The organism is Psychrobacter sp. KH172YL61 (genome assembly GCF_007182895.1).
Classification (GTDB): domain Bacteria; phylum Pseudomonadota; class Gammaproteobacteria; order Pseudomonadales; family Moraxellaceae; genus Psychrobacter; species Psychrobacter pacificensis.
This window is the reverse complement of the sequence record NZ_AP019516.1, coordinates 2,520,227-2,545,524: the sequence shown is the minus strand read 5'-3', so window position 1 is coordinate 2,545,524 and position 25,298 is coordinate 2,520,227. Positions and strand designations below refer to the sequence as shown.

Sequence of the window (25,298 nt, the reverse complement as noted above, 5' to 3'; positions counted from 1 at the left end):
TTTGCTCTTAATGATTATGACCAATATGACTGTTGCCAGCAGGTGCTTGTCCCGAAATATCGCAAACAAGAGCCTCACTATGTGAGCCGTTTTGTGGATGTGACAAACTTTCAACTTGAATAGTCGCATGATGAATACCGAGCGCTGATAGGCTTTGTTCAAGATTGGCAATGAGGCTACTCGACTCATGAATACTCATGTCTCCATCGACTACGACATGGCAAGATAGGGCGTGTAGGCCACTGGTAATACTCCAAACGTGTAGGTCATGGACTTTTTGTACTTGAGGGTGTGCGAGTAATTTTTGCTCAACGTTGACTAGCGATATGTTGGCAGGGGTGCCTTCCATTAATATATGCACAGAATCACGTACGACACGGTATCCACTGACTAATATAAGAATGGCGACAATCACGGATGCCACAGCATCTGCCCATACCCAGCCAAACCCCATCATCAACAGCGCAGCGATAATAGCAGCAACAGAGCCCAGCAGATCGCTCAGCACGTGCAAATAAGCACTTTGCATATTGAGATTGACAGGTTCTTTATTATCGGGTGTTTTTGTTAATGCGGCATCGTTACTACCATGATTGTGCCCGTGTGACTCTCCACCTTGACTGCCGCGGTGCATGAGCCATGCAACTAAGATATTGACCAGCATACCGACCGTCGCCACAATCAGCATACCTTGGGTTGCGATTTCTGGTGGAGAGTTAAAGCGTTTGATCGCTTCATAAAAAAATCATCAAGGCGATAAAAACGAGCGTAGCGCCATTCAGGGTCGCGACCAGTATCTCAAAACGCTTATAGCCAAATGTTTTTTGATGCGTGGCTGCTTTTTCACCAATTTTGAATGCCATCAAGGTCGCGCCTAAAGCAACCGCATCGCTCAGCATGTGACCTGCGTCGGACAATAGCGCCAAGCTACCAGTAAGCCAGCCGCCAATAGCCTCTATAAACATATAACCAGTGATAATAATAAAGCTAAACAGCAAGGTGCGCTGATAACCTTTGGTGTCTTGCGATGATGACGATTCTAACTGGTCGTCATGGTCATGACTGTACTCATGGCTATGGTGATTATGATCGTGCTCGTCAGTGCTAAGATTATTTTGATTCATAACAACACTCAAGTCAGCTAATAGCGAGGTTTAGTAAACAATATCCATTGTGGTTCAGGTAGCAGGAGGTTTTTGGATACATACCACCTGATAGTGGTTATAAATCTAACATAGCCACGCCTGAGAAGCTGTAACGACAAAGTAAAAATCATTAGGAGGCACAAATCACAAAAATTACAACACTATATAGAACACCGACGAATGATAAGTGTCGGTTTTACCAACCAACGGGGTCAATGTCTAAGGTAAGCTTGAGGTATTTAGCACTTGGTAAGGCAAGTACGGGCTGCCACCATTGGTTCAATACATGATGTAAGTGCGCACGATCTTTGGCTAAGAGTAGTAGCTGCGCATGATAGCGGCTGTTCTTTTTACTCATTGGGGCATCAATAGGACCAAGAACCGCAAGATGGTGCGCACTGGGTAAGTGAGCAATAGCATCCTTGAGCGCTTGTGTGGTAGCTGCCAGCGTCTTGCCCTCACAGCGTATCAGTGCGGCATGACTGTGAGGCGGTAAGCCCATCATTTTACGCTCTTGCAGTAGCTCGCGGGCAAACGATAAATAACCATCTTTGACCAGTTTTAACAGTAATTCATTGTCAGGCTGTAGGGTCTGGATCAAGACGCGACCCACTTTGTCACCTCGACCCGCACGGCCAGCTACTTGTATCATGAGCTGCGCTGTATGCTCAGGTGAGCGAAAGTCTGCTGATAAAAATCCGCGATCGGCATTGGGTAAGCAGACCAGCGTGACATTAGGAAAGTGATGACCTTTAGCCACCATTTGTGTACCAACTAATATCGCAGGATCGCCTTGATTGATTTGCTGATAGATATTTTCCCAGCTGTCTTTTCGTCTTGTGGTATCACGATCGATTTGGATAATTGGATAAATCACTTTGCTGGTTTGGGGATTGGCAAAGATTGCATGCAGGTTTTCGCTGAGCCTTGTCGTACCCATACCTTTGGCATCTAGGTTTTGACTGCCACAATCAGGGCATACTGTAGGAATATAAGCCTGCCAATCGCAATGGTGGCATTTTAAATAAGAGCTACCTGAATAGCCGCTGCGCTGCGCCAGACTGTTATAGTGAACGGTCAAATGAGCATCACAGCGGGGACAATCTGCCTGCCAACCGCAAGCCTCACACAATAAAACAGGCGCATAGCCACGACGATTCAAAAATACCAGGACTTGATCGCCGGCTTCTAACGTTTGCTTAATTGCCCCAATCATTGAGTCTGTCAGCCCCGTGTCATAGCGAGCACCATCATGTTGCGCTTGCTGGTGAGTGCTTTGCAGGCGCGCATCAATCAGTTGCATGGTTGCAGGCTTGGCATTGCCGGGACGAGTCAGTAGTTGATACTCTATCAGCTTGCCGTCTTCGACCAGTTTCAGATGCTCAAGAGAAGGCGTTGCCGTACCTAATATGACTGGTATGTTGTGCTGTAGGCCGCGATAGAGTGCGACATCAGCCGCATGATAACGTAGAGTATCCTGCTGTTTGTACGAGCCATCATGCGCCTCATCAACGACTATCAATCCCAATGCTGCAAATGGATAGAGCACTGCTGAGCGCGTACCGATGATAATTTGTGCATGACCGGTGCGGCAGTCTTGCCAGCCTTGCAAACGATGGGTATCAGTCAAGCCGGAATGCAGCAAAACAATATGAGCGGCAAATCTACTAGCAAAGCGTGCACGTGTTTGCGGTGTGAGACCAATTTCTGGCACCAAGATCAGCACTTGCTTGCCTGCTTCTAGTACCGCCTGCATCGCTTGTAAGTAGACTTCAGTTTTGCCGCTACCAGTAATACCATTTAATAAAAAGCCAGTATAGATTTCAGATTTATGCGCAGCAACGATGGCATCAACGGCAAGTTTCTGCTCATCATTGAGAACAAGCGGCATTTTGCCAATTTCACGGGAGAAGGGGGATTGCTTGGTTTGGATATAGCGCTCGATTAGACCTTTGTCTTCGAGCGTTTTTAAAAATGCTCGCTGCATCCCCTTCTAATAGCAAAACATCTTCACTAGCACCGCGCTCACCATGTAGCTTTAGCATGTCAAACTGCTGCTTTTGCTTTTTTGCATTGGCACGAAAATCTTCATCAGTGATATGCGGCAATATTCGCCAATGAGTAATTAGCAGATCTAGTGGCTTACCTTGGCGGACAAGGCTTGGCAGGATGACGGCTAAGACATCACCAAGTGGATAATGATAGTAACGCGCCAGCCAATAAGCCAGCTTGAGCATGCTGGGATCCAAAATAGGGTCAGCGTCCAAACATTTATTAATCGGTTTGATTTTATTGACGGGTACACTGCTTTCATCTTCAGAAACATGAGCAATCACGATACCAATTAAGGTTTGGCGGCCAAATGAAACCTCAACGCGACTTCCAATTGACGGCATCAGACGGTCTGGCGAAGCAAGCATATCCGCCGGTAAGCTATAGTCAAACACCCGATAAAGGGGGTACGGGCAGCGCAACTTGTACCAACATAAACGGCTTCGCAGTCTTATCAGATTAATATTGATGTGAAATGAAGAAAAAGAGGTAGAGACCAATAAGCTTAGCATGATGCTAAGCTTATGATAGATTGACTGTTATAGGAGTATCTAAAAAATTACTATCAGTTTAGTCAATATATAAGATAGATTCGATTTCGACCACGCCACCTTTAGGTAGGGCTGCGACTTGTACGGCAGCACGAGCAGGATATGGCTCGCTTAGGTTCGCCACAAATACTTCGTTTAAAACCGCAAAGTCACTTAAATCAGTCAAAGATACATTAAATTTAACCACGTCGTTGATGCTACCACCAGCCGCTTCACAGATCGCTTTAATGTTTTCGAACACTTGCTCAGCCTGTGCTTTAAAACCTTCTCTTAATTCCATGGTTTCAGGGTCAAAACCAAGCTGACCTGAAATATAAACGGTGTTGCCAACTTTTACGGCTTGTGAGTAAGTGCCTACAGCTGCGGGAGCTTTATCTGTTTGGATTGTTTGACGAGTCATATTATGTCCTTTTCGTATTTTATTGGTTGGTCTGTTGCTCACTGACAAGCAACAGTGCCTATTATTGTTTTAGAGATTGTCAAAACCTCAGCGCGATGCGTTCAAATCTGACTAGACAAAGAGTTTGCTAGACAGGCAGGGTTATTATAATTGATATAGCCGTATGATGTTAGGGGAAGCCGAGTAATGAACGCAGCTCACGAATGCCTTGAGCCAAGTGATTGCGACTGCGTACGATGATATGGATGATAGTATCACTATTACGCACGTCAACGGTTTCAACCCCCATATGCAGCTGGCGCAGATGATAAATCACTTTACTGATTTGCTCATCGCTAAGCGCAATAGACAGCTTTAAGTAAGCAGGAAAACGTATTTTGCCACTATTTTTTATATCATGCTCGTCTGTTTCACCTTGTTTTACAGCGTTATCACTGCGCCAACGCAGTTGAATCACCTGATAGGGATTGTCTTTACGAATGTCGTCAAGCGAAAAGCATTTGTGTCGATGAACGACCAAGCCGTGCCGAGATAAGTGCCCAACGATAGGGTCACCATAGATTGGATGACAGCAGTTAGCAAAATCGAGCTCAACCCCAGAGGCATTGGCGATCAGCTGCTGTGGCTGTGTCATGTCTTCGTTGTGCGCTTTGGCTTGTACGTCACTGACTTCATCGTTAAACAAACGAGTGACTACAAGCTGTGGCAGTAGTGTACCGGAGCTTATTTGTTCGAATAGGGCGTTTTTTCAGTCACACCGCGCCATTCAGTCAGATCTTTCCAATCATCCCTCTGTTAGGTCATCGAGCGTTTTTTGATAGGTTTTAAGGGCACGATCTAACGCTTGACGACCATGATGCTGCTTGTCAGCGGTAGATAAGTCTTTGAACCAACGTAATATCTCTTCACGCGCTTTGTTGGTCACCACAAATCCTAACCATTCTGCTTTTGGTTCTGAGTGACTGTTTATCTCAATTTCAACGGACTGTCCGTTTTTTACCACGGTACCGAGTTTTGCTGCTTTATCATCGATATTGGCACCGACAGCGACGTTACCAACCATAGGCCCGACTGCGTAAGCAAAGTCTAATGCTGTTGCCCCTTGTGGTAGCTCATAGGCACGACCTTGCGGGCTATAACAAATAATCTTACTCGAATGCAAATAATCCATCAGCTCATTAATAGTCGAGACCGCTGCTGAAAAGTTAGGACTATTCTCATTTAAGTTGTCTTCATCGACCAAGTCTTTCATGTTACGCAGTGACGCTTGGATAACTGATTGACTGACTTCAGAGGCGTGCTCTGCACCGATAACGCCGAGCCTTGCAGCACTTTGCATTTGCTTGGTCAAAATAGTCACTTTTACGACATCGTTGTCGCGCTCATAAATGAGCGTGAGTGATTGATTGCCACCTGGTAACGGCCTGCGAATATTATCAGCAATGTGCGTATCATCAATTTGATACTTTTTAATAAGATAATACGCCAACTTGTCACAAGCTTCGATATTATCGAGGACAATCTCAAATGCATAGTGACGTAGCAGCGTGTTAATTTCTCCGCGATTGCGGAAAAACTGACGGTAAATGACCACACGATTGTCTAACACTTTGACCAGTCCGTTGAGCCCCAAATTATTAAGCACGATACTCAGATAACGATGAATGGCTTCTCTTTGGAAATTACGCCCAAGTCCATGCTGTAGCAGCTTATCAGATATCTTGTTGTACATATCAGAATCAAGGTTACGATAACACAGCACCTCAATATAATCGGCGATATCATTAAGACCCATCAAGCGTGCAAATGGCACATAAAAATCTAACGTTTCTTGTGCTGTCGTACGTTGTTTTTCAGGGCGCACGGCATCAAGCGTGGACATATTATGCAGGCGGTCCGCAAGCTTAATAATAAGTACCCGTGGATCTGCGAGTGTGGCTGTTAAAATTTTGTGAAAGGTCGCGGCTTTGTTTTGCTGCTTATTGTGAGAGGGAGGATTTTAGTTTTGTCACACCATCGACCAGCCTAGCCACTATCTTGCCGTAACGCTGCTCGAGCTGCTCGTCACTCACGTCGGTGTCTTCGACCGTATCATGCAAAATCGCTGCAATAATGGTATCTCGATCTAAGCGAAAGCCCGCCAGTATCTCAGCCACTGCGATAGGGTGAGTGATATAAGGTTCCCCCTGATTTACGCTTGTCTTTAATGTGCGCAATATCACCGAACTCACAGGCATCAACAATGTCACGGCGCTCAGCAGCAGTGAGATAACCGACTGAACGCAGCAAGTTATATTGAGCGTCATCGACGAGATGATGACTGAGTTTGGGTAGGGTTTGACTCATAAATGACGATCCTATTGTCCATGACTGACTTGATTATGGATTGAAGTAAGCAGTGAATGGTGACTGAATATTGACCAACCATACGAAACTTAAGTAGGGATAGGCCATTCTCTAATTAATCGCAAATCGCATTCAATGTCAACTGATAAGCGAGTAGGCGATGAAAAAATTTGACTCAGTGGGCTATTTTGATAGATAAATGGCTATCAAAACAGCAAATACAATACAGTTACAACCAAAAAACCACAGCCTATGCTGTGGTTTTTGTTATCAATAAAGTTATGTTTATCTTATAAAGCCATTATCAGCTTCAAAGACTTGGCAAAACAAACCTTATCAAAAATAGCTTTTTAGAAGCTATGATCGCCTGACAATGCTAAATCTAATGAGCTCGTTGCAAAGTTATGCTCTGGTTGATTTAGAATGTCGCGGGTGATTTTTCCAGCGGCAATTTCACGTAACGCCAATACTGTAGGCTTGTCATTATCGACATCAACCAACGGCTCGGCAATACCTTTGGCCAATTGACGGGCGCGTTTGCTTGCGGCCAAAATTAGCTCAAAGCGATTATCAACATTATCCAAACAATCTTCAATCGTTACTCGTGCCATAAATAGCTACCTCGGTTGTTTTTATTAGCCACGGACCTTGCCCGCCACCTCAATAAAAAATAATATCAAATACATAAAAGGGGATAGCTAAATATTATAGCATTTTTTGCCAAGTCGCGTAGTTGCTTTTTATATCTACTTGTTAGATAAGCACCTGACGAGCATTGTAGCCTAGTTTACTCTTCTACTTGCTTATTTAGCAAGTTGCTAATCGTGCGATGATAACGCTGCTGCTGACGGCTAAGGGTTTGTCTATCCGCCACGATAATCGCTTTCTAGCTCAGCTAAGGCTACATCAAAATTATCATTGATCACGACATAGTCAGCATTTACGTATTGTGCCATTTCGGTGACCGCGCCAGCTAGACGGCGCTCTATCACTTCTACAGAATCCTGCGCACGGGTTGAGAGACGTTGGCGCAATGTAGCAATGCTGGGTGGTAGAATAAAAATCATAATGGCATCGGCAAAGATTTCTCTGATTTGCGTCGCCCCTTGCCAGTCAATCTCCAAGATAACGTCAATCCCCGCTGCTAGTTGGGTGCGTACGCTTTTCTCTGACGTGCCATAATAGTTACCAAATACTTCTGCATGCTCTAAAAATAGACCCGCATTGATACCATTGGTAAAACTATCAGTATCTGTGAAATGATAGTGCTGACCATCAATCTCGCCTGGGCGCGGGGTGCGAGTCGTATGTGAGATACTGACCGTTAAGTCGTTGGTCGTAGCAAGTAATTGCTTAACCAGTGAGGTCTTGCCCGTACCTGAGGCGGCAGTAACAATAAATAATGAACCTGTCATACAATTTATCCTAATGGAATATGTGCTAGTAAAATGCGTCTTAGTAACAGACTAAAAGACGATTCAGTCAGTGGTAGAGACTGGAAAAGAAAAAACGCCATCATGTATGGCGATAGAAATCATCGTAGTTGCGTCATTATAAACTGCTTTTATATGAGATAAAGTGGGTTTTGCAATATGTAGCTAGCATGTTGATGTTTGCACCTGACATATTGCAATGAGTGCGCTGCTATTTTTGAGGGCAATAAAATCAAATTATGCTAAAGTAGAGCATTGATTTTGCCCCAACTTTTGAATCAAAGCTTTTATACATAAGCTTTAGATATAAATTATCCGACGATAGGCCTTTTTATGCAAATTTATCTTGCCAATCCCCGTGGGTTTTGTGCTGGTGTGGACCGTGCGATTGCGATTGTTAATGAAGCACTAATACGTTTTGAGCCACCCATCTATGTCCGTCATGAAGTTGTACATAATAAATTTGTGGTGTCGGATTTGGCCAATCGGGGCGCGGTATTCGTCGAAGAGCTTCACGAAGTACCGGATGGGTCTGTGGTGATTTTCTCTGCTCACGGCGTCTCTAAAGCAGTCGAAGATGAAGCTGGTCGCCGTGATATTACCGTATTTGATGCCACTTGCCCTTTGGTCACTAAAGTACACATTGAAGTGGCAAAATTTGCACAAGACGGTATGGATGCCGTGTTGATAGGACATGCCGGACATCCAGAAGTAGAAGGCACGATGGGTCGATTCAATGCAAAAAACGGTGGGCAAATCCATTTAGTGGAAGACGAAGCTGATGTTGCTGCTCTCACTGTGGAAAATGCCGAACGCTTGGCTTTTGTGACTCAAACAACCCTGTCGATGGATGATACGGCTCGTGTTATCGATGCACTGCGTGAAAAGTTCCCTAGTATTCAAGGTCCCCGTAAAGACGACATCTGTTATGCCACCCAAAACCGCCAAGATGCGGTAAAAGATTTGGCCAGTCGCTGCGAAGTCGTTTTAGTCGTCGGCTCGCCAAACTCTTCAAACTCTAATCGTCTGCGCGAGCTTGCTGAGCGTATGAATTGCCGTGCATATTTAATTGATAACGCTAGTGAGATGGATAAGCGTTGGTTGGATGGTGTGCAGAGTATCGGCGTGACCGCTGGCGCATCCGCGCCTGAAGTGCTGATCCAAGAAGTGTTACAACAGTTGCAGGACTGGGGGGCGATCTGCCTAGTGAGCTATCTGGTATTGAAGAAAACGTAACGTTTAGTCTGCCGAAAGCCTTGCGGATTCCTGTCACCCAAGTTGGTAAGTAATTAGGACACGCCCTCGTATTTGTATGAATCATCATTTATATGGATAAGCTCGCATGAAAGAACCAAAAGCCAGATTTGTATTGGCAGAAGCCACGCTCGCTGAAGTGAATAAGCAACTGAAACTCAATATGCTTGTCATGGTGGCAGTGGTCTTTGTACTGTTTATGAATATCATGAAGTTTATGGCAGAAAAAAGCGTTCTTTACGCTGTTCTCGCAGTCATAATGATTTGCTTACTGTTCTTCATACAAAAAGCTCGCGGTATTCTCATACTAAGAAAACAAGAGCTTACCCATAAATAGAAAATACAAGCATAAATAAAAAAATATAGGTGAAAATGCCAAATATAGGAAATAGAGAATAGTTATGACTGCTTATTACAAATTTATTAAACGCGAACAGCCAGAAGACGGAGTTAGTCTGGCGCATTACCAGCCAACCAAGCATGCACAAGGCGCTTGGAATGAGCATGAGCAGCATATGGCACCAGCGACAGGTCTTCTGACAGCTGAGATTAATAACTTTGCGCCGCAAGCCAATACCCGTATTGCTCGTGTCAGTCTTGATATTTTAGGCCTGATACCGCTCGATGACTTTACCATTACTACTCGCTGCATCCGACCAGGTAAAACCATTGAATTGATTGAAGCGGTTATGAGTAGCCGTGGTCGAGATGCCATTATTGCAAGAGCATGGCGACTGATTACGCAAGATACTAGTGAGATTGCTGGACTTGAAGATCAACCAGCAAAATACAAACCTGAAGAGTTGCCCGTTTGGGAAGACATGAAAGGCTGGCCGGGCGGCTTTATCGAAAGTGTGCGCTTGGTGGCCGCTCCAGATCGCCGAGAAGGTCGCGGCATGGTTTGGATAACCAACGATGTCGAGATGGTAGAGGGCGTACCCACTGATGATATGGTGCATCTGCTGGGCATGGTCGATACGGCCAATGGCGTGGTACCAAGACTGGGTTTAGGTCTGTCAAAACTAGAGTGGATGTTTCCCAATACAGACCTGCAAATCCATATGCACCGTGTCCCTAAAGGTCGCTGGCTCGGTATCGAGGCGGTACAGCAGTATGGCGCTGATGGTATCGGGCTGACCAGTGCTGTGCTCCACGATGTGCATGGTCCCTTTGGTCGTAGCGAGCAAATACTGACCATCCGCCCGATGCCACGTTAAAAGAGAAAGAATCAACTGTCTAGTAATTTTGGAAAACGAAACGATATGTTGTAATCAATTAATTATACAAATATTGGAGAAATGGTTTTAATAGTAGCTAATAAGACGATATTACCAACCAGACGATATCAATCGACATAGAGGTGACTATGAAAGCATATACTCAATTTTCCAAAAAACTGACGACTATTTGGGAGTTATTAATAGAGGCTTATTCAGAATAGTGGTTAGCTTTTGTTCTTGCGCTAAAAAATGACTGATACCAGAACGCCGCCTTGATAAACAAGCGCGGTGTTTTTTATTGAATAGGGCTTTTGAGCTTGAATTTTTTCTCAATGACCCTATTAGTATAGACAGTTTAACGGTATCACATACGGCAGGGTCTCTAACATTATGAGAGCGGTCTTAGTGAGTATATCGTTATCTGATAATAGGTCTTTCATAGAATTTAAAGGAGTTTTTATGAGTGAAGCAACTCAAGCTGAAGGTCTGAATCCAGAATTAAAAAAACATACGTTTGAAGCAGAAGTCGCCCAGCTACTGCACTTGGTCACGCATTCACTATATTCTAACGCTGATATTTTTGTCCGTGAGCTCGTCTCTAACGCGTCGGATGCTTGCGATAAGCTGCGCTTTGAAGCCACCAATGATGATAGCCTTTATGAAGACGATGGCGAATTAAAAATCCGTATCGCCGTCGATGAAGACGCCAAAACTATTACCTTTACTGATAACGGTATTGGGATGAATGAAACCGATGCCATCGAAAACTTAGGTACCATCGCCAAATCAGGCACCAAAGCGTTTTTAGACAAATTGTCTGAATCACAAAAACAAGACGGACAATTAATTGGTCAATTCGGTGTTGGTTTTTACTCAGGTTTTATCGTGGCTGACACCATCAGTGTTGAATCACGTAAAGCGGGTGAGCCTGCTGATAAAGGCGTGCGCTGGGTATCAGATGGTACTGGTAGCTTTACGGTTGAGCCTATTACCAAAGACACGCGCGGTACCGCGATCACTTTGCACCTAAAAGAAGAATATAGCGAGGGCGAAGATAACTACCTAGACCGCAGCAAGATCAAGCGCTTGGTCAATAAATACTCTGACCATATCAGTCTGCCCATTCAGATGCGTAAAGAGATCTGGCAAGAAGATGTCGTCGATGACGAAAATGATGACACGCCTACTGGTGGCGAGATGGTACTGACGGATGAGTGGGAAACCATCAATAAAGCCAGTGCGCTATGGACACGCTCAAGCTCTGAAATCGACGATGATGAGTATGTTGATTTTTACAAAAACATCACTTATGACATGGACGCGCCGCTTACGTGGACGCACAACCGTGTCGAGGGCCGCGTACAGTACACGCAGCTTTTATATATCCCTAAAAAAGCCCCGATGGATCTATACACTCGCGAGCAGCAGCACGGTCTAAAGCTTTATGTGAAGCGCGTCTTTATTATGGATGATGCTGAGCAGCTATTACCGATGTATTTGCGTTTTGTGAAAGGGGTGATCGATTCAGCAGACTTGCCACTGAACGTGAGCCGTGAGCTATTACAAGAGTCGCGCGATGTAAAATCTATTCGTGATGGTAACGCCCGCCGTATCTTGACTTTGCTGGCCAGCCTTGCCAATAGCGAAGACAGTGACAAGCAAGAAAAATTTGCCCAGTTCTATGCAGAGTTCGGCGATGTCATCAAAGAGGGCTTGGGTGAAGACGCCGGTAATAAAGAACGTATTGCTAAGCTATTGCGTTATGCCACCAGCACCCAAGATGGCCTTGAGACCAGCTTTGAAGACTATAAAGGCCGTATGAAAGATGGGCAAAAAGCCATCTATTATTTAACGGCTGATAATCTAGCTGCAGCAAAAAACAGTCCGCAACTTGAGCTGTTTAAGAAAAAAGGCATCGAAGTTATTTTGATGACCAGCCGTGTTGACGAATGGGCAATGAACTTCTTAACCTCATTCGATGACACACCGCTGCAAAACATTGCCAAAGGTGCCGTAGATCTAGGCGATTTGCAGGATGAAGCAGAAAAAGCCGAAGCCGAGAAAGCCGAAGAAACCCTAAAGCCTGTCGTTGATAAGCTTAAAACTGCGTTAGGCGAGCGTGCTAAAGATGTTAAGGTTTCAACACGTTTGGTTGATAGCCCTGCTTGCTTAGTCGTTGGTGAAGGTGAGCTATCACCGCAAATGATTCAGATGCTACAGCAAATGGGTCAGGATGTACCAGCAAGTAAGCCAACGCTAGAGGTCAATCCTGATCATCCACTCATTAAGAAGCTTGAGAGCAGCGAGCAGTTTGATGATTTGGCGCAAGTCATTTTTGATCAAGCGTTGTTAGCAGATGGCGGGCAGTTAGAGGATCCAGCCGCTTATCTAAAGCGCGTTAATGAGCTATTGATGAGATAATGTCTGGTAATTGATGTAAAAGGAGGTCTTGTCTGCAAGGCCTCCTTTTTTATTGAGGTTTATGGTCATATTTGAATGAATTTTACAAATCATCCTTATCCTCTTGACCGACAATCCGTTACAATCGCGATAGATTAGCGAGCTAAACTATTGGTTAATGCTAGTCATCTTCGATAAACATTCCATCGTGAATTCAATATAAATAGATGTCTACAGCCGTGAAAAAATCGTAAGTCGATTACATCAAGCGGCGACGACATCATGATAGTTATCATTGGGTCATTTTATTTTTCTCGACTGGCTAGAGGTCTAAGTCTTTGTCACTTACGTCGTTAAAAACCGTATCGCTCCAGCGTTTTTCGCTTAATTTCGCTGCCAATATTATCGCAACTTTGTGGATGTTGGTGGGTTCAACTCGGGCGTTTTCTTGGGTAAAGCCCACCTTTATGCAGTTTGCTGTATTTGCCTTATTGGCACTTGGTAGTAACGTCCTATTTTCGTGGTTGGCGGCTGAAAGTGGTAGTATATTCAATGAGCAGGGGCTGGTCAGTTATTTGATCTGGCCGATGATTATTTTATTAAGCGGTATTATTTTGGCACGGCGAGCCAGCAATCAGACACTGGTTTTTGTGCCCGTCGTTCTTTGGTTGGTTGCTGATACCTTATCTGCATTATTGCAGAGCTTGGTACAGTTTTTTGGTAGCTATGGCTGGTTACCTGAGTGGAGTTACTCGTTTTTACCCATACTATTTTTGGTATTGTTTTTATGGCAGACGCTTTCTTTGCTATGGATTTTTTCTCGTCGCCTGCGTATACCATGGTGGGAGCGAATCATCATATTGGTTGGGGCGGTGGCATTGTTGACGATCTGGCAGCGCAATGTCGCTGATCAGCCTATATTTAAGCAAATTCCAGTAGAGCCTGTGTTGGAAGAGGCGGCACTATATGAGCAGCCCCGTTTATTACAGCAAGCATTAAATAGTATAGACCCAAGTATCGATGGCAAAACCGACTGGTACTTTATGGGTGTGGCAGGGTTCTCTGGTCAAAACGTCTTTCGTTCTGAGATCAATAAAGTGCGTGAGCTGTTTGATGTGCGTTTTGGGACCAGCGGGCACTCGTTGTCTTTGATTAATAATACGTATAGTTGGATGGACGAGCCAATTGCGACCAAAACCAGCATCCTACGCGGCTTGAAAAAATCGGTCAGCAGATGAATGCTGACGAAGATGTGTTGTTTTTGACGCTATCTTCACATGGTAACGAGGATATCGTTCAGTTAGCGAATCCGCCAATCGCGATGGACAATCTAGATGCTGCATGGCTTCGTGAAGCACTGGATGCCTCGGGTATTCGCTGGCGTGTGATTGTGGTATCTTCTTGTTATTCGGGTTCATTCATCGATGAACTAGCGTCTCCGACTACAGTGGTGATAACGGCATCAGCCGCTGACAAAGCATCTTTTGGTTGTACCAATACGGCTGAGATGACGTATTTTGGTCAAGCATTTTTGCTGAAAGCTTGAGAGGAAATACCAGTTTTGAGTCGGCTTTTAAGGATGCTCGTATACGTGTCAATGAGCGTGAGAGCGCAATGGGGTTTGAGCCATCAGAGCCGCAGATGGTAATCGGCAGTTTGATGGAAACCGCCTTACCTGCATTTGAGCAAGTGCTGTTTGATAAAGCGCGACCTTCAGTTGCAAGTCTTACGAATAATACTGCTTCTACGACCGTCAATGCTTTACCTGAAACTACTGCTAATCTATCGGTAGGCGAAGTAGATGCAGCTGCCGAATAAATATGAGAAATGATCTAGTAACTGGCAAATGCTAGTATCAAATAACGAGTACTTATTAAACGCCATCGTTGGTTTTTTGAATAAAAAGGATATCACTCATGCAGAATTCTTATAGTCATAGTTTGTCTAACCATAAACAGCTTACCCAAAAAAGTGTAAATCGCTGTTTTAATGGTGAGCAGCATTATTATAGTCACGAATCGACGTCTACCAAAACCTCTATGACGTTTAGTATTTATCTACCTGATGAGGCCTTGGCTGGACGACGTTGTCCTGCGATATTATATCTATCGGGTCTGACGTGTAACGCGGACAATGTGACGCATAAAGGTCATTTTCAACAAAAATGTAGCGAGCTTGGTATGATACTTATCGCACCTGATACTTCGCCTAGAAGTAGTGAAGACAGCGATGTACCAAATGATGAGCGCTATTTTGTTGGTCAAGGTGCAAGCTATTATGTTGATGCCACTCAAGCACCGTGGTCAGACAACTTCAATATGCAAAGTTACATCGTTGATGAGCTATATGACTTATTACGCTCAGAGTTTCCTATCGATAGCATCGGTATTACAGGGCACTCGATGGGTGGGCACGGCGCGTTATTGCTAGGATTTAAGTTCCCAAGTAAGTTTGTCAGCGTATCGGCGTTATCGCCAGTGTGTGCCGCCAGTGAGTCTGCTTGGGGACAAGCTGCCTATACAGAGTACTTCGGTGATGATAAGTCTCTATGGGTACAAGCCGATGCGGCGCAGATGATCGAAAAAGTGGGTCAGCAGTATGCGAGCATTTTGGTTGATCAAGGCGCGGCTGATAATTTCTTAGCAGAAGGTCAGCTACAGACTTCTAAACTACAAGACGCTTGTGCAAAAGCCGAACAGCCCTTAACATTACGCTATCAAGCGGGGCATGACCACAGCTATTATTTTATCCAAACGGTGATTAATGATCATATCGAACATCATTGGCATATGGCTCAAATGAGCTAAGAGGTCATTCAGATGACCGTGATATGTTTTTCGCTATCTCATTCCTGCTCAAAAGGTGATTTTTATGGCAGGTTATCAAGTTTTGACAGCTTCCAACGTGAAAGATAAATCAGTAGATGCACGCTCTACAAGGGCAACGATGCAAGCGGATATGGACGCTGCTTTGGCAAAAAAAGCAACATGATGTCGATAGTGACCACGTATCCGAAGCGAAAGCAAAAGAGTATATCGCAAAAACCGTCAACGATGCAGGTGAGAGAGTACTTGATGAGACGCAAATATCTCGCGTGATAGAGATGGCATGGGAAGACAGAACGCCATTCGGTGCGATAGAGCATAGCTATGGTCTCGATGAGACTGCGGTTATCAAGCTCATGCGCCAAGAGCTAAAGCCATCATCTTTTCGTTTATGCCGCAAGCGCGTGAGTAATCGTGCTACCAAGCATGAGGCAAAGCGCTCTTTCGAAGTTGGTCGTGCTTATTGTAAGACCCAATACAAGCAGCGCTAAACAACTAAGTATTTAGTATCAATATGTCAAAGGCTCGCAGCATATGTGAGCCAATTAGAATTTTCTTTTAATCTATCCATATCTTATATAAACATGAATTAGGTAGCCCAATTATGAACAGTCCTGCTAGACCTTATCTTATTGCCCCATCGATACTCTCAGCTGACTTTGCGCGGTTGGGCGAAGAAGTGGAGAAGGTAATAGAGTCGGGTGCTGATGTGATTCATTTTGATGTCATGGACAACCATTACGTACCCAATTTGACGTTTGGTAGCATGATTTGTAAGGCGCTGCGTGACTATGGTGTGGAGGCGCCAATTGATGTCCATTTGATGGTATCACCTGTCGATAGTATGATTGAGCAGTTTTTGGAAGCGGGGGCAAGTATCATCACCTTTCATCCAGAAGCCAGTCATCACGTTGATCGCTCTCTTCAGCTTATCAAAGATGGTGGGGCAGAGTGCGGTTTGGTACTCAATCCTGCCACATCGTTACACCATCTAGATTGTGTGATGGATAAAGTGGATCAAATTTTATTGATGAGTGTTAACCCTGGTTTTGGCGGTCAGTCGTTTATCGATAACACATTAGACAAAATACGTCAGGTACGTCAGCGTATCATCACCAGTGGTCGAGATATCAGATTAGAAGTAGATGGCGGTGTCAAAGCCAGCAACATTCGTGCGATTGCTGAAGCAGGGCTGACATGTTTGTCGCTGGGTCTGCGATATTCAACCAAAAAAGACTATAAAGCGGCTATTGATGAGATGCGCGCAGAGTTGGCTTTAGCCAATAATAGCTAATCTGCATATTGTGACATGATCGATAAACGGTGTTGGCGACCAAAAAACAGTATTGAAGTAGGCCATATCATTTGCAATTGTGCGCAGTGGCCAGTCATGTAAAGGTGAATCATGGACAACAAACATTCTACCAACTCATTGGAAACCTTCTGAGACGATGAAACATACTGATCAGACACCGAAAAGTGAGACACAACGTAGCTTGGTGCCCAAAGGTATTACCATTGGCATGGCTATATTTGCGCTGGTACTGAGCTTGGCAGGTTATGGCTTTCGTTTGATGGTGGGTGATGATGTCGGAACAGTGTTGCGCCATGCTGCGGTCATTGTGCCTGCGTTCATGTTAGGTATTCCGCTGTTTTTTTGGGTAGGTTCTCGTATAGTCAACAAGGTTAAAGGACTGCATATCGAGAGCTGGAATGCCATTAGTTTGGGCTATTTGACTTCTTGTGTATCGATGTTATGGCTGATGGGCACTTATAGTTAAAGGGTTTTGCTATAAATATAGTGCTTTTTTATGCTTGCATTGTGACGTGCTATTTTATACTTTTTAATCATTAAGCCATGTTCTATGTGCATGGCTGGAATTTTATATGCGAATTGTACCGGCCAGTATTGCCAAAATTATCTATCCAAAAGATTTACCAAATGGCTTATTTACCAGCTTAATCATAGCTTGTCTTTTGATGGGGCTCGCTTCACTGCGTAACGGGACGGATTTACAGGGTTGGCTCAATGTGATTGAGAACTGGCTGCTGATGCTATTGATACTTCCGACTGCAACGGCGACTGTTGCTCTGCCTTTTAAATACCGCGATCCCACCCTTGAGCTAAAACTGGTCTATTACCTTGGGATGTTCGTTGCTTTCTTATTTACGTTAGCGAAACTGCGCTATTGGCGCTAATGTGTCCTTATTGCAAGGCATCCAAGTTTTTTATAGTGAAGACTGATGTGATAGCCCTTGAATTCTAGTGTTAAAGCGTCCATTGTATGAGTAAGACAGATTTACCCGCGTTACTGTAAGATGATAGATTTGCCGAATGCGTTTGTTTTCAATAAATAACGGCTTTGCAATCACTAGTTTCTCTACCAGTACTAAACGGGATAATAAGGAACATATTAATGCCATATGATATCGATAATGATATAGAAGTAGACAACGAAAGTAGCGATCAGTTTGCAGGGTTTGCCAAAGAAACCACCTTAGAGTTAGTGGAAGCAGATGATGGTAGATTGTTGTTGCGTGATGCCGAGCAAGATGAAGCGCCGCTGATGACTATCGACTTTTCTGACAAGCTAAAAGAGCTACTTGGTAGTGACACTCAAGTGATTGGTCAACACATGATTCATGCTGCGATTCAGGTCATTATGCAAAAGCAAATGAGTAAGTGGCATGCGCATGTATATGATAAAGAACCAACGCACTACAGTTGATCTAGTTATTAGTGAGCTGAAGATAGCTAAATATACAAACATAAAAAAAGGGTTTATCCATTGATAAACCCTTTTTTGTTCAAATAATACCATTGATAAAATGAAGATTATTTGATTTTAGCTTCTTTAAAGATCACGTGCTGGCGTACTTTTGGATCAAACTTTTTGATTTCCATTTTGCCAGGCATAGTGCGCTTGTTTTTAGTAGTGGTGTAGTAATACCCAGTACCAGCTGTTGATACTAATTTAATTTTATCTCTCATGATAGCTTTCCTGTAAATGAGGGGTCTTCAAACGATAGGTACGTGTCTCAAAGAGCAAGTTGCCACAGCTAATGTAGCAAAACAGCAGCTAAATAATGAGAGTCATCACTCAGCTGCTATTTTTAACTTAAACTTTTTGACCTTGTGCGCGTAGATCCGCTAACACTTTATCGATACCAAGTTTGTCAATGATGCGCATACCTTTAGTAGACACACGTAGACGTACAAAGCGGTTTTCAGACTCTACCCAAAAACGATGGTTGTGAAGGTTTGGTAGAAAGCGACGACGGGTTTTGTTGTTTGCATGCGAAACATTATTACCCACCATAGGGCGCTTTCCAGTCACTTGGCAAACTCGAGACATGGCGAACTCCTAATCTATGAGGCATGAGTTTTTCTCATACCAGTCTGGGCAAGTTGCACGTTTATGCGGCATGGACACAGCAAGCGGCAGCTTTGCACCAAACAAAACTATATGAAGGTTGAGCTGGTTTTACTGTTATCTAAAGGCAAATAACAGGCTGACCAATTCAGAAAATTTTAAAGCCGACATTTATACCATAAAACAGACGAATACTCAAATATTTTTATGATAGTTGTTGGTTTAAAGGAGAGATATTATACCCTGAAATGAGCGTGCTATGTTGTTGATTGTTTAATAGTAAAGATTAATTTTTAGTTGTAAGTTATAACAAAAGTCAGTAAAGTTGCTGTTATATATTTAATACAATCTGTTAATACATCGGTATCACTGTAAATCTAAGTATCATTACCAATCTTATTTAATTCTGTGTAATGGTTTTCTGCCTTTTTGCTCGAATAAATTACTGCTCATGCGGAGTCAAAAACATGTCATATCATTTGCTACCTACTTCTAAATTGTTTCAACTGACAGCGCTAACCTTATCATTGGCCTTGGCGGGTTGTGGTGGTGGGGGCACGGATACGGTTGCGCCAGAGCCTGATTTGGGCCCTGAGCAGCCTGACGAAAATAATGGTAGTGATAGTGGCGGTGAGCAGACACCAGAAGTTGAACCTGATTTCTTTTTACAGAAGCTTAGCACATCGCCTACTATCATCGAGCTATCTGATGAGCAGGCTATTTTTAATGTAACAGTAAAAGCTGCTGAGGTGGGCTCAGGTGGTGCAATGATCGGCAAAGCAGTTACATTGAAAGTAGTGAATTCTGAAACTAATGGTATCACTATTGAAGGTCAAAGTACTCAAGTGACTGATAGCAATGGTAATGCTGTATATACACTAAAGCTGAATCCGCAGGCAGTCTTAGATAAAGAGATGTTAATTGCAAACGGCTTTACATTAATAGCTACTGCTAATAAAGCCGATGGCACAGCTGTTGCACCGCAGGAGTTAAAAGTTTCTGTTAGTAGAGAGGGAAGTGGAGATGGTACTCAGGTCACTGAAAGTAAACTGAGTGTTACTCAAAGTCTTGATACCAGCTCTGTCTCTAATAATAAGCTGAACCCTTATGGCGACACAGCAGTAATCAGTGTGCAGCTGAAAAATGAAAAAGGAGCGCTGGCTCCTGATGTTGAGGTTGGTCTCGGACTCGCTCAGATAGAGGGTGTCTCTGTCGATACTGCTAGCCAAATGACTGATGCCAAAGGTGTTGCTACTTTTAATCTTAAGATCGATAGCAATTTGCCTGCAGCGACTCGTAATAAACTGCTTCAAGGTATCGTATATGCTATCAATATCAAAGAAAATAGTGGGGCCACTAAGCTCATATCTGGCAAGCTCCCTGTTGCATTACCTGTTTCAGACTATGATTTAAAAGTTTCAGGAAATTCAACGCAGCTTAGCGCTTATGGTGATACACAGCAGCTTACTATCACTGCCCTCACCTAAAAATACAAATGTGTCGACTCAAATTAATGGTGCAAAGGCAACAATCAAGCTAAATGATGCCTTTGAAGGTGTCAGCCTAGCAAATGAACAGTTAGTATTAGATGCCAATGGTCAAGCGACAGTAGCATTAACCATATCATCGGCGTTGAGTGCCGATGAACGTCAAGAGCTTGCAGAAAAGGGTATTAGCTACACTGTCGTGCTCACAGAACCAAACCGTTCGACAGCAACAGTAAGCTCTTCTAGCGTAGTTATTGTTCCAACTGCGAAATACAAAATTAACTTTAACGAAAGCAGCAAAAAAGAGCTATCGAGTTCAGGTGGCAGTGCAGTGATCAGCTTCCGTGTCAATGATAGCCGCGGTGGTGTAGTTGAAGGGCAAAAAGTAATAGCAAGTTTACCAAAAATCCTAGCTGATGCAGGTCTACTAACTCTAGAGAACAACTCAGAACAGACAACCAATGCTAAAGGTGAAGTTAGCTATACGGTACGGGTGCCTAATAACTTGACTGTGTCACAAAAAAGCCCAGCTTGAAAAGGCAGGTAGTTTTGTATTGTCTGCAAATATAACAGAAGCGTCGGGAGTACCAAGTACCGCCAGCAGTGAAAGTATCCGTATAGGGGCAGATATCGGACAAAGCGATATTACATTGACTGCGCAAAGCGTACCTGCAATTGCGAATATACTAGATGAGCAGTTTAAGTTGCAAATTCTAGGTAAGCGTAAAGATGGCAGCGCTGCTGTAGGACGCACAGTCAAGCTTGTTATTAACGAAGGCTTTACGACAGGTATTACCATTCAAGGTAACGAACAAACCACAAATAGCAATGGCGTGGCAGAGTTTACCGTTCGTATTAGTCAAAACCTAACCCAAGCACAGCGTGATCAATTAATTAAAACAGGTATTGCCTACACTGCAGTACTGACTGATGAAGATGGTACTCAGTCCAAAATTATTCAGAAAGTAAACGTTGAGCAGCCAGCAACCAGTATACAGTTCGCTTCTATCACAACGCCAGAAATTAGTGAGTTGGGCGGTAGCGGTAATATTGGTGTGAGATTGACCTCTAAAGAGAATACTGCTCAGCCGGTCAGAGACAAAACAGTCACTATCCAGCTAGGTGCAAAAGCACTAGAGTACGGTGTTACAGTCACTCAAACTACAGCGACTACAGATTTTAATGGTGAGGCGATTTTTGCTGTTAACGTACCTAAAGGTTTAACAGCTGTACAGCGAGCGGATTTAAAGAACACTGGTATCAACTATCAGCTAACGTATGCTGAAAACAACGTTTCTTATAATTCAGAAATACAGAAAGTAAAAATCACTACGCCTAGCGTTAGTTTAAATATCTTGAACGCCACCAATAATATTGATAATCAAGCAGGATATATCCTAAACAATGTGGGTAGTACTGCCATTATCCAAGCACAGCTAAATAATCAGTCATCTGGCGAGCAAGTCGCTAATCAGACAGTGAAGTTGGTATTTGATAATCCACAATTAGCAAGCCTGCTCACAGTAAATGGTCAGCTTGGGTCATCAAATATCACTGCTAGTACAAATGCTAATGGTTTGGTTAGCTTCAATGTTGTAGTTCCAAATAACTTGAATGATGAGCAAAAGAAGCGCTTAGCAAGCAAGTATTGACCGCCACTTTGACAGAGACATTGACTGGCAAGCAACAACAAGTCAATGTCAAAGTTCAGTCTATGACAGCAGCCATCTCTTTACTGGGTAATTCAGTAAGTGCTTTAAACCTAAATGGTGGTGAAACACAGGTTGAAGTGATAGCAAAAGATAACAAAGGCAATGTGATTAGCGGACAAAAGTATTCCTCGCACTGCCAGCCTCTATTGCAAGTAAGGGCGTTACACTGGCTACAGGTGGCAGTCAGACTACTGATGATTCAGGTAAGGCTGTATTTACTCTAGCAGTACCAAACAACTTAACCGAAGACCAAAAGACTGCATTAGGTACAAGTTTTATTGTGGCATTATCTGCAGCTGATAGTAGTGGGAATATTGTGACGCAGACGAGTACTGTCCGTACCAATATACCAACAGGTACAACTGAAAGTCTCACTGTTGGCGCAAATAAAGTTGTTGACACCAAAGGGGATACCTTCAAAGTATTCGTACGCGTTGCTAAAGACGACAAGAGTATTGCAGGTCGTTCCGTCACTCTAAATGTCAACGACCCTATTGGTACAGGCGTGACAGTCAGCCAAGGCACAGCCGTCACTAACAGCGATGGTGTAGCGACTTTTGATTTGACTCTTGAAAATGGTGCCAATGTTAACCAAGCGACGCTAGAGTCAGGTATTCGATTAACTGCGACTACTACTACAGCTGAAAATGTTAAATTGGAGCAAAACTACATTGTAGCAGTGGATACGTCTACAATTGAGAGCTACCAGCTAATCGCGTCATCTGATAAGCCAACATTGACTACAGGTGGCGACCAGACCCAAGCTTCATTCATCGTAACAGATAATAACGGTGGGATTCTCACAGGTGTGCCAGTACAGTTAAGCATCGAAAACCTAGAGTCAAGCGGAGCAGCATTGACCACATCGAGCACAGTTGTAAGCGATAGTAGTGGTCGGGTTGATGTGGGTGTATTGTTAGCAGCTAATAGTATCAATGCTCGCCTTAATCATAGTGTAGTGATTAATGCCAAAATCGTCACGCCGCAATATGATATAGATGGTACTGTCAATATGCAGGTGCGTGAACAAAAGTCTCTGAGCTTATCTGCAATTGGCACAACACTCACCCTTACAGCATCTGAAAAAAATCTCAAAGATAATAGTACAACCTCCCTGTCTTCTACTTTAACTGATGGGACGGGACTTGCGATTGCAAATGCTAAAGTAGAGCTTATTGATACTGACGGCAACCTTATCGCTAGTGATGCAACCGCGACCACCGATTCAGAGGGTAAAGCTAGCTTTACAGTTAACGAAAGTGATTTGAGCTTTGATAGCAATGGTAACTTACGTGTTTTTGTGAGAGCAGTGGGTGAGCGAGAGCTGACCACGCAGCGTAGTACCAGTAGCATTGATTTGGTTAAGGTGTCGCAAGCGGGTATTAGCTTCATCGATATTGAAGATGTTTACGATGTTAATATGGCTCAGAATATTAATATACAGATTCGCACTAACTCTGTAGCTGAGGCGAATGCACTTATTGGTAAGCTCTTAGAAGTACAAACAACGATTGGAACGTTTGCGAACAATGATGTCATCTCGACCCAAGCGATAACGGCTGCCAATATTCAAGGTAATATTATTACAGTTCCAGTCGTACTGAACTCTGCACTTGCTGGCACAGCAGTATTGCAGGCGACGGTACTTGGTGAGATGAATAACGGTCAGCTCAAGTATCAAACAACCGTGGATACGCGTTTTAGAGCCACTACACCAGCTAAGATACTGTTCCAGGCGGTAAGATCAGTGATTACGCCAGGTAGCAGTACCGAGCTTGTAGCAACTGTCAAAGATAAAAATGATGTACCAGTCGAAGGCCAGACAGTCGTCTTTAGCCGTGCTTCTGATTCTTCAGCAGGACGATTGTCTGCTGCAACTGCTATCACTGATAGTAAAGGTCAAGCACGTGTAGTGTATTTGGCAAATGCTAGCTCACCGATCAATGGTGTGACTCTCAACGCTCGACTATTGAATGACCCTAACAATATTGGTAGCAAGTCCACTACTATTACCGTGTCAAAAGATGCTGTTTATACGACATTGACGTTTGCTAATAAAATATCTTCTGACGACATCTACTACACAGTTCGTGGCTCGATATCGGTTATGGATGGCTCAGGACGCGCTGTCCCGAATCAAAAAGTGTCAATTAAGTCTTATGCTACACAGTATGCTCAAGGTAGAGTCTGTTTGTTAGACAGCACAGTGACCTATCAAGCGGCTGATATTAAAGAAAAGGATGAGAATGGTCAGGATATTACTACGACACCTGAGCCTAAAGTGTTCTCTGAAAAATCGCCTATTTTCTTGCAGTCTGAATGGATCAACACAGAAGATCTAAACTATAACTATACGTTAGATCAAGACGAAGATATTGACAAAAATGTTGATGCTAATGGTAATATTATTATTGGTAATAAACAGCTAGATCCAATTAATCCAGTTGCAATTATTGGTGGTACTGTTTCAGAGGATGGTTATACGTTTATTACTGATGACGAAGGGCGTGCTGATTTCGAAATCCGTTATCCACTACGTTATTCTAACTGGGTAAAAGTACGCTTTGATGCATCAACCTTCGTTAATGGTAGTGAAAATACACAGAGTATTAACTATCAACTGCTTAGTGAGGTAAATGATTCGTCAATAAGCGAAACCAGTTTAGTCACGCCTTGGATAGATAATGCAAGCCCATTCGGTACGGGTGGAGCTACTTGTGTAAATAATATGAGTGTTAGTGTTGATGCTAACTCTACTAATGCTTATCCACGTGGTAATACAACAGTTAGACTATCACCATATCAGCCAAGCTATGCAGTATCGATTAATGGTGTCGGACCAAATACACAATCGCAAGGTTATAACAGTTATATTGTAGACTTCAATCAAGCCTTTGAATTAGGGGCCACGTTAGGAATCGTTAGCAACGGAGCAGGTTTTACTAGAACTATAAAGGTTGAATAATATTGGTAAACATTGAAAGTTGATATTTCAAAACCCTTGACCACATGTCAGGGGTTTTTGCATTGCATCTTCAAATAGCTAAATAACCAAAAACAACCAACTCGCTCAGCAAAGCATCGCAAAAAAGATTAAAA

21 protein-coding genes and 5 pseudogenes are annotated in these 25,298 nt (G+C 43.5%); 18 read left to right on the top strand and 8 right to left on the bottom strand.

Annotated elements, in window-relative coordinates:
* Positions 1–7: 7 nt before the first annotated feature.
* From PKHYL_RS19020 to gmk, 6 genes and pseudogenes are all read right to left on the bottom strand, one after another.
* Positions 8–1,124: pseudogene (locus tag PKHYL_RS19020) on the bottom strand (cation diffusion facilitator family transporter).
* 217 nt (positions 1,125–1,341) lie between these two features.
* Positions 1,342–3,632 (bottom strand): annotated as a pseudogene (locus PKHYL_RS13600) (primosomal protein N').
* A 135-nt stretch (positions 3,633–3,767) separates the two neighbouring features.
* Positions 3,768–4,148 (bottom strand): RidA family protein, encoded by a 381-nt coding sequence (locus PKHYL_RS13595; RefSeq protein WP_058024599.1) that lies wholly within the window; start codon positions 4,146–4,148, stop codon positions 3,768–3,770.
* A gap of 144 nt (positions 4,149–4,292) precedes the next feature.
* Positions 4,293–6,494: pseudogene (locus PKHYL_RS18250) on the bottom strand (RelA/SpoT family protein).
* Between the two features lie 350 nt (positions 6,495–6,844).
* Positions 6,845–7,105, bottom strand: coding sequence for a DNA-directed RNA polymerase subunit omega (rpoZ, locus tag PKHYL_RS13570; RefSeq protein ID WP_071003070.1), 261 nt, complete (start codon positions 7,103–7,105; stop codon positions 6,845–6,847).
* 176 nt (positions 7,106–7,281) lie between these two features.
* A pseudogene (gene gmk, locus PKHYL_RS13565) lies at positions 7,282–7,909 on the bottom strand (guanylate kinase).
* A gap of 351 nt (positions 7,910–8,260) precedes the next feature.
* On the opposite strand from gmk, the pseudogene ispH reads away from it, so the two are divergent.
* The 13 genes and pseudogenes from ispH to PKHYL_RS13500 all read left to right on the top strand — a co-directional run bounded on the left by ispH (position 8,261) and on the right by PKHYL_RS13500 (position 18,355).
* Positions 8,261–9,216 (top strand): annotated as a pseudogene (ispH, locus tag PKHYL_RS13560) (4-hydroxy-3-methylbut-2-enyl diphosphate reductase).
* 53 nt (positions 9,217–9,269) lie between these two features.
* Entirely contained in the window at positions 9,270–9,518 is a 249-nt protein-coding gene (locus tag PKHYL_RS13555; RefSeq protein WP_058024603.1) for a hypothetical protein, read from the top strand.
* 64 nt (positions 9,519–9,582) lie between these two features.
* Positions 9,583–10,398 (top strand): thioesterase family protein, encoded by an 816-nt coding sequence (locus PKHYL_RS13550; protein ID WP_071003074.1) that lies wholly within the window; start codon positions 9,583–9,585, stop codon positions 10,396–10,398.
* 462 nt (positions 10,399–10,860) lie between these two features.
* A complete protein-coding gene (htpG, locus tag PKHYL_RS13545) occupies positions 10,861–12,822 on the top strand; it encodes a molecular chaperone HtpG (RefSeq protein ID WP_071003076.1) in 1,962 nt (653 codons plus the stop codon).
* A 317-nt stretch (positions 12,823–13,139) separates the two neighbouring features.
* The gene (locus PKHYL_RS13540) at positions 13,140–14,039 is read left to right on the top strand and encodes a hypothetical protein (RefSeq protein ID WP_240365389.1); all 900 of its coding nucleotides are present in this window, start codon (positions 13,140–13,142) and stop codon (positions 14,037–14,039) included.
* Positions 14,036–14,347: a C13 family peptidase gene (locus PKHYL_RS13535; RefSeq protein ID WP_240365388.1), complete on the top strand. Its 312-nt coding sequence runs from the start codon at positions 14,036–14,038 to the stop codon at positions 14,345–14,347. The genes PKHYL_RS13540 and PKHYL_RS13535 overlap by 4 nt, the downstream gene beginning before the upstream one ends.
* A complete protein-coding gene (locus PKHYL_RS13530) occupies positions 14,344–14,619 on the top strand; it encodes a hypothetical protein (RefSeq protein WP_240365387.1) in 276 nt (91 codons plus the stop codon). Before PKHYL_RS13535 ends, PKHYL_RS13530 begins: the two co-directional genes overlap by 4 nt.
* A gap of 98 nt (positions 14,620–14,717) precedes the next feature.
* A complete protein-coding gene (gene fghA, locus PKHYL_RS13525; protein WP_071003079.1) occupies positions 14,718–15,608 on the top strand; it encodes an S-formylglutathione hydrolase in 891 nt (296 codons plus the stop codon).
* A 296-nt stretch (positions 15,609–15,904) separates the two neighbouring features.
* A complete protein-coding gene (locus PKHYL_RS18245) occupies positions 15,905–16,117 on the top strand; it encodes a TIGR03643 family protein (RefSeq protein ID WP_332835971.1) in 213 nt (70 codons plus the stop codon).
* A 113-nt stretch (positions 16,118–16,230) separates the two neighbouring features.
* Positions 16,231–16,920 carry a ribulose-phosphate 3-epimerase gene (gene rpe / locus PKHYL_RS13515; protein WP_240365385.1) on the top strand — a complete coding sequence of 230 codons (690 nt, stop codon included), beginning with the start codon at positions 16,231–16,233 and terminating at the stop codon, positions 16,918–16,920.
* 157 nt (positions 16,921–17,077) lie between these two features.
* Positions 17,078–17,407, top strand: a complete 330-nt coding sequence (locus PKHYL_RS13510; protein WP_071003769.1) for a hypothetical protein — start codon at positions 17,078–17,080, stop codon at positions 17,405–17,407.
* Between the two features lie 106 nt (positions 17,408–17,513).
* Positions 17,514–17,825 (top strand): hypothetical protein, encoded by a 312-nt coding sequence (locus PKHYL_RS13505; RefSeq protein WP_058024609.1) that lies wholly within the window; start codon positions 17,514–17,516, stop codon positions 17,823–17,825.
* Positions 17,826–18,043: 218 nt separating this feature from the next.
* A complete protein-coding gene (locus PKHYL_RS13500; protein ID WP_071003085.1) occupies positions 18,044–18,355 on the top strand; it encodes a hypothetical protein in 312 nt (103 codons plus the stop codon).
* A 107-nt stretch (positions 18,356–18,462) separates the two neighbouring features.
* On the opposite strand, the gene rpmG is transcribed toward PKHYL_RS13500, so the two are convergent.
* Positions 18,463–18,618, bottom strand: a complete 156-nt coding sequence (rpmG, locus tag PKHYL_RS13495; protein WP_010201403.1) for a 50S ribosomal protein L33 — start codon at positions 18,616–18,618, stop codon at positions 18,463–18,465.
* A gap of 127 nt (positions 18,619–18,745) precedes the next feature.
* A complete protein-coding gene (gene rpmB / locus PKHYL_RS13490; protein ID WP_057761372.1) occupies positions 18,746–18,982 on the bottom strand; it encodes a 50S ribosomal protein L28 in 237 nt (78 codons plus the stop codon).
* Between the two features lie 485 nt (positions 18,983–19,467).
* Between rpmB and PKHYL_RS13485 the strand changes: the two genes are divergently transcribed.
* The 5 genes from PKHYL_RS13485 to PKHYL_RS13465 are packed head-to-tail and all read left to right on the top strand — an operon-like array spanning position 19,468 to position 25,164.
* Positions 19,468–20,487 (top strand): hypothetical protein, encoded by a 1,020-nt coding sequence (locus PKHYL_RS13485; protein WP_240365384.1) that lies wholly within the window; start codon positions 19,468–19,470, stop codon positions 20,485–20,487.
* Between the two features lie 10 nt (positions 20,488–20,497).
* Complete coding sequence (locus PKHYL_RS13480; protein ID WP_240365383.1) at positions 20,498–21,022, top strand: hypothetical protein; 525 nt, start codon at positions 20,498–20,500, stop codon at positions 21,020–21,022.
* Positions 21,023–21,041: 19 nt separating this feature from the next.
* Positions 21,042–22,139, top strand: a complete 1,098-nt coding sequence (locus PKHYL_RS13475; RefSeq protein WP_240365382.1) for a hypothetical protein — start codon at positions 21,042–21,044, stop codon at positions 22,137–22,139.
* On the top strand, positions 22,136–22,423 hold the full coding sequence (locus PKHYL_RS13470; RefSeq protein WP_240365381.1) for a hypothetical protein: 288 nt from the start codon (positions 22,136–22,138) through the stop codon (positions 22,421–22,423). Before PKHYL_RS13475 ends, PKHYL_RS13470 begins: the two co-directional genes overlap by 4 nt.
* A 56-nt stretch (positions 22,424–22,479) precedes the next feature.
* Positions 22,480–25,164, top strand: coding sequence for an Ig-like domain-containing protein (locus PKHYL_RS13465; protein ID WP_240365380.1), 2,685 nt, complete (start codon positions 22,480–22,482; stop codon positions 25,162–25,164).
* Positions 25,165–25,298 lie beyond the last annotated feature (134 nt).

Excerpts from the sequence above, each read along its gene's own strand:
- PKHYL_RS13595 (WP_058024599.1), bottom strand. The coding sequence starts at position 4,148 with ATGACTCGTCAAACAATCCAAACAGATAAAGCTCCCGCAGCTGTAGGC.
- rpoZ (WP_071003070.1), bottom strand. The coding sequence starts at position 7,105 with ATGGCACGAGTAACGATTGAAGATTGTTTGGATAATGTTGATAATCGC.
- PKHYL_RS13555 (WP_058024603.1), top strand. The coding sequence starts at position 9,270 with ATGAAAGAACCAAAAGCCAGATTTGTATTGGCAGAAGCCACGCTCGCT.
- PKHYL_RS13550 (WP_071003074.1), top strand. The coding sequence starts at position 9,583 with ATGACTGCTTATTACAAATTTATTAAACGCGAACAGCCAGAAGACGGA.
- htpG (WP_071003076.1), top strand. The coding sequence starts at position 10,861 with ATGAGTGAAGCAACTCAAGCTGAAGGTCTGAATCCAGAATTAAAAAAA.
- PKHYL_RS13535 (WP_240365388.1), top strand. The coding sequence starts at position 14,036 with ATGAATGCTGACGAAGATGTGTTGTTTTTGACGCTATCTTCACATGGT.
- fghA (WP_071003079.1), top strand. The coding sequence starts at position 14,718 with ATGCAGAATTCTTATAGTCATAGTTTGTCTAACCATAAACAGCTTACC.
- PKHYL_RS18245 (WP_332835971.1), top strand. The coding sequence starts at position 15,905 with ATGGCATGGGAAGACAGAACGCCATTCGGTGCGATAGAGCATAGCTAT.
- rpe (WP_240365385.1), top strand. The coding sequence starts at position 16,231 with ATGAACAGTCCTGCTAGACCTTATCTTATTGCCCCATCGATACTCTCA.
- PKHYL_RS13510 (WP_071003769.1), top strand. The coding sequence starts at position 17,078 with ATGAAACATACTGATCAGACACCGAAAAGTGAGACACAACGTAGCTTG.
- PKHYL_RS13505 (WP_058024609.1), top strand. The coding sequence starts at position 17,514 with ATGCGAATTGTACCGGCCAGTATTGCCAAAATTATCTATCCAAAAGAT.
- PKHYL_RS13500 (WP_071003085.1), top strand. The coding sequence starts at position 18,044 with ATGCCATATGATATCGATAATGATATAGAAGTAGACAACGAAAGTAGC.
- rpmG (WP_010201403.1), bottom strand. The coding sequence starts at position 18,618 with ATGAGAGATAAAATTAAATTAGTATCAACAGCTGGTACTGGGTATTAC.
- rpmB (WP_057761372.1), bottom strand. The coding sequence starts at position 18,982 with ATGTCTCGAGTTTGCCAAGTGACTGGAAAGCGCCCTATGGTGGGTAAT.
- PKHYL_RS13485 (WP_240365384.1), top strand. The coding sequence starts at position 19,468 with ATGTCATATCATTTGCTACCTACTTCTAAATTGTTTCAACTGACAGCG.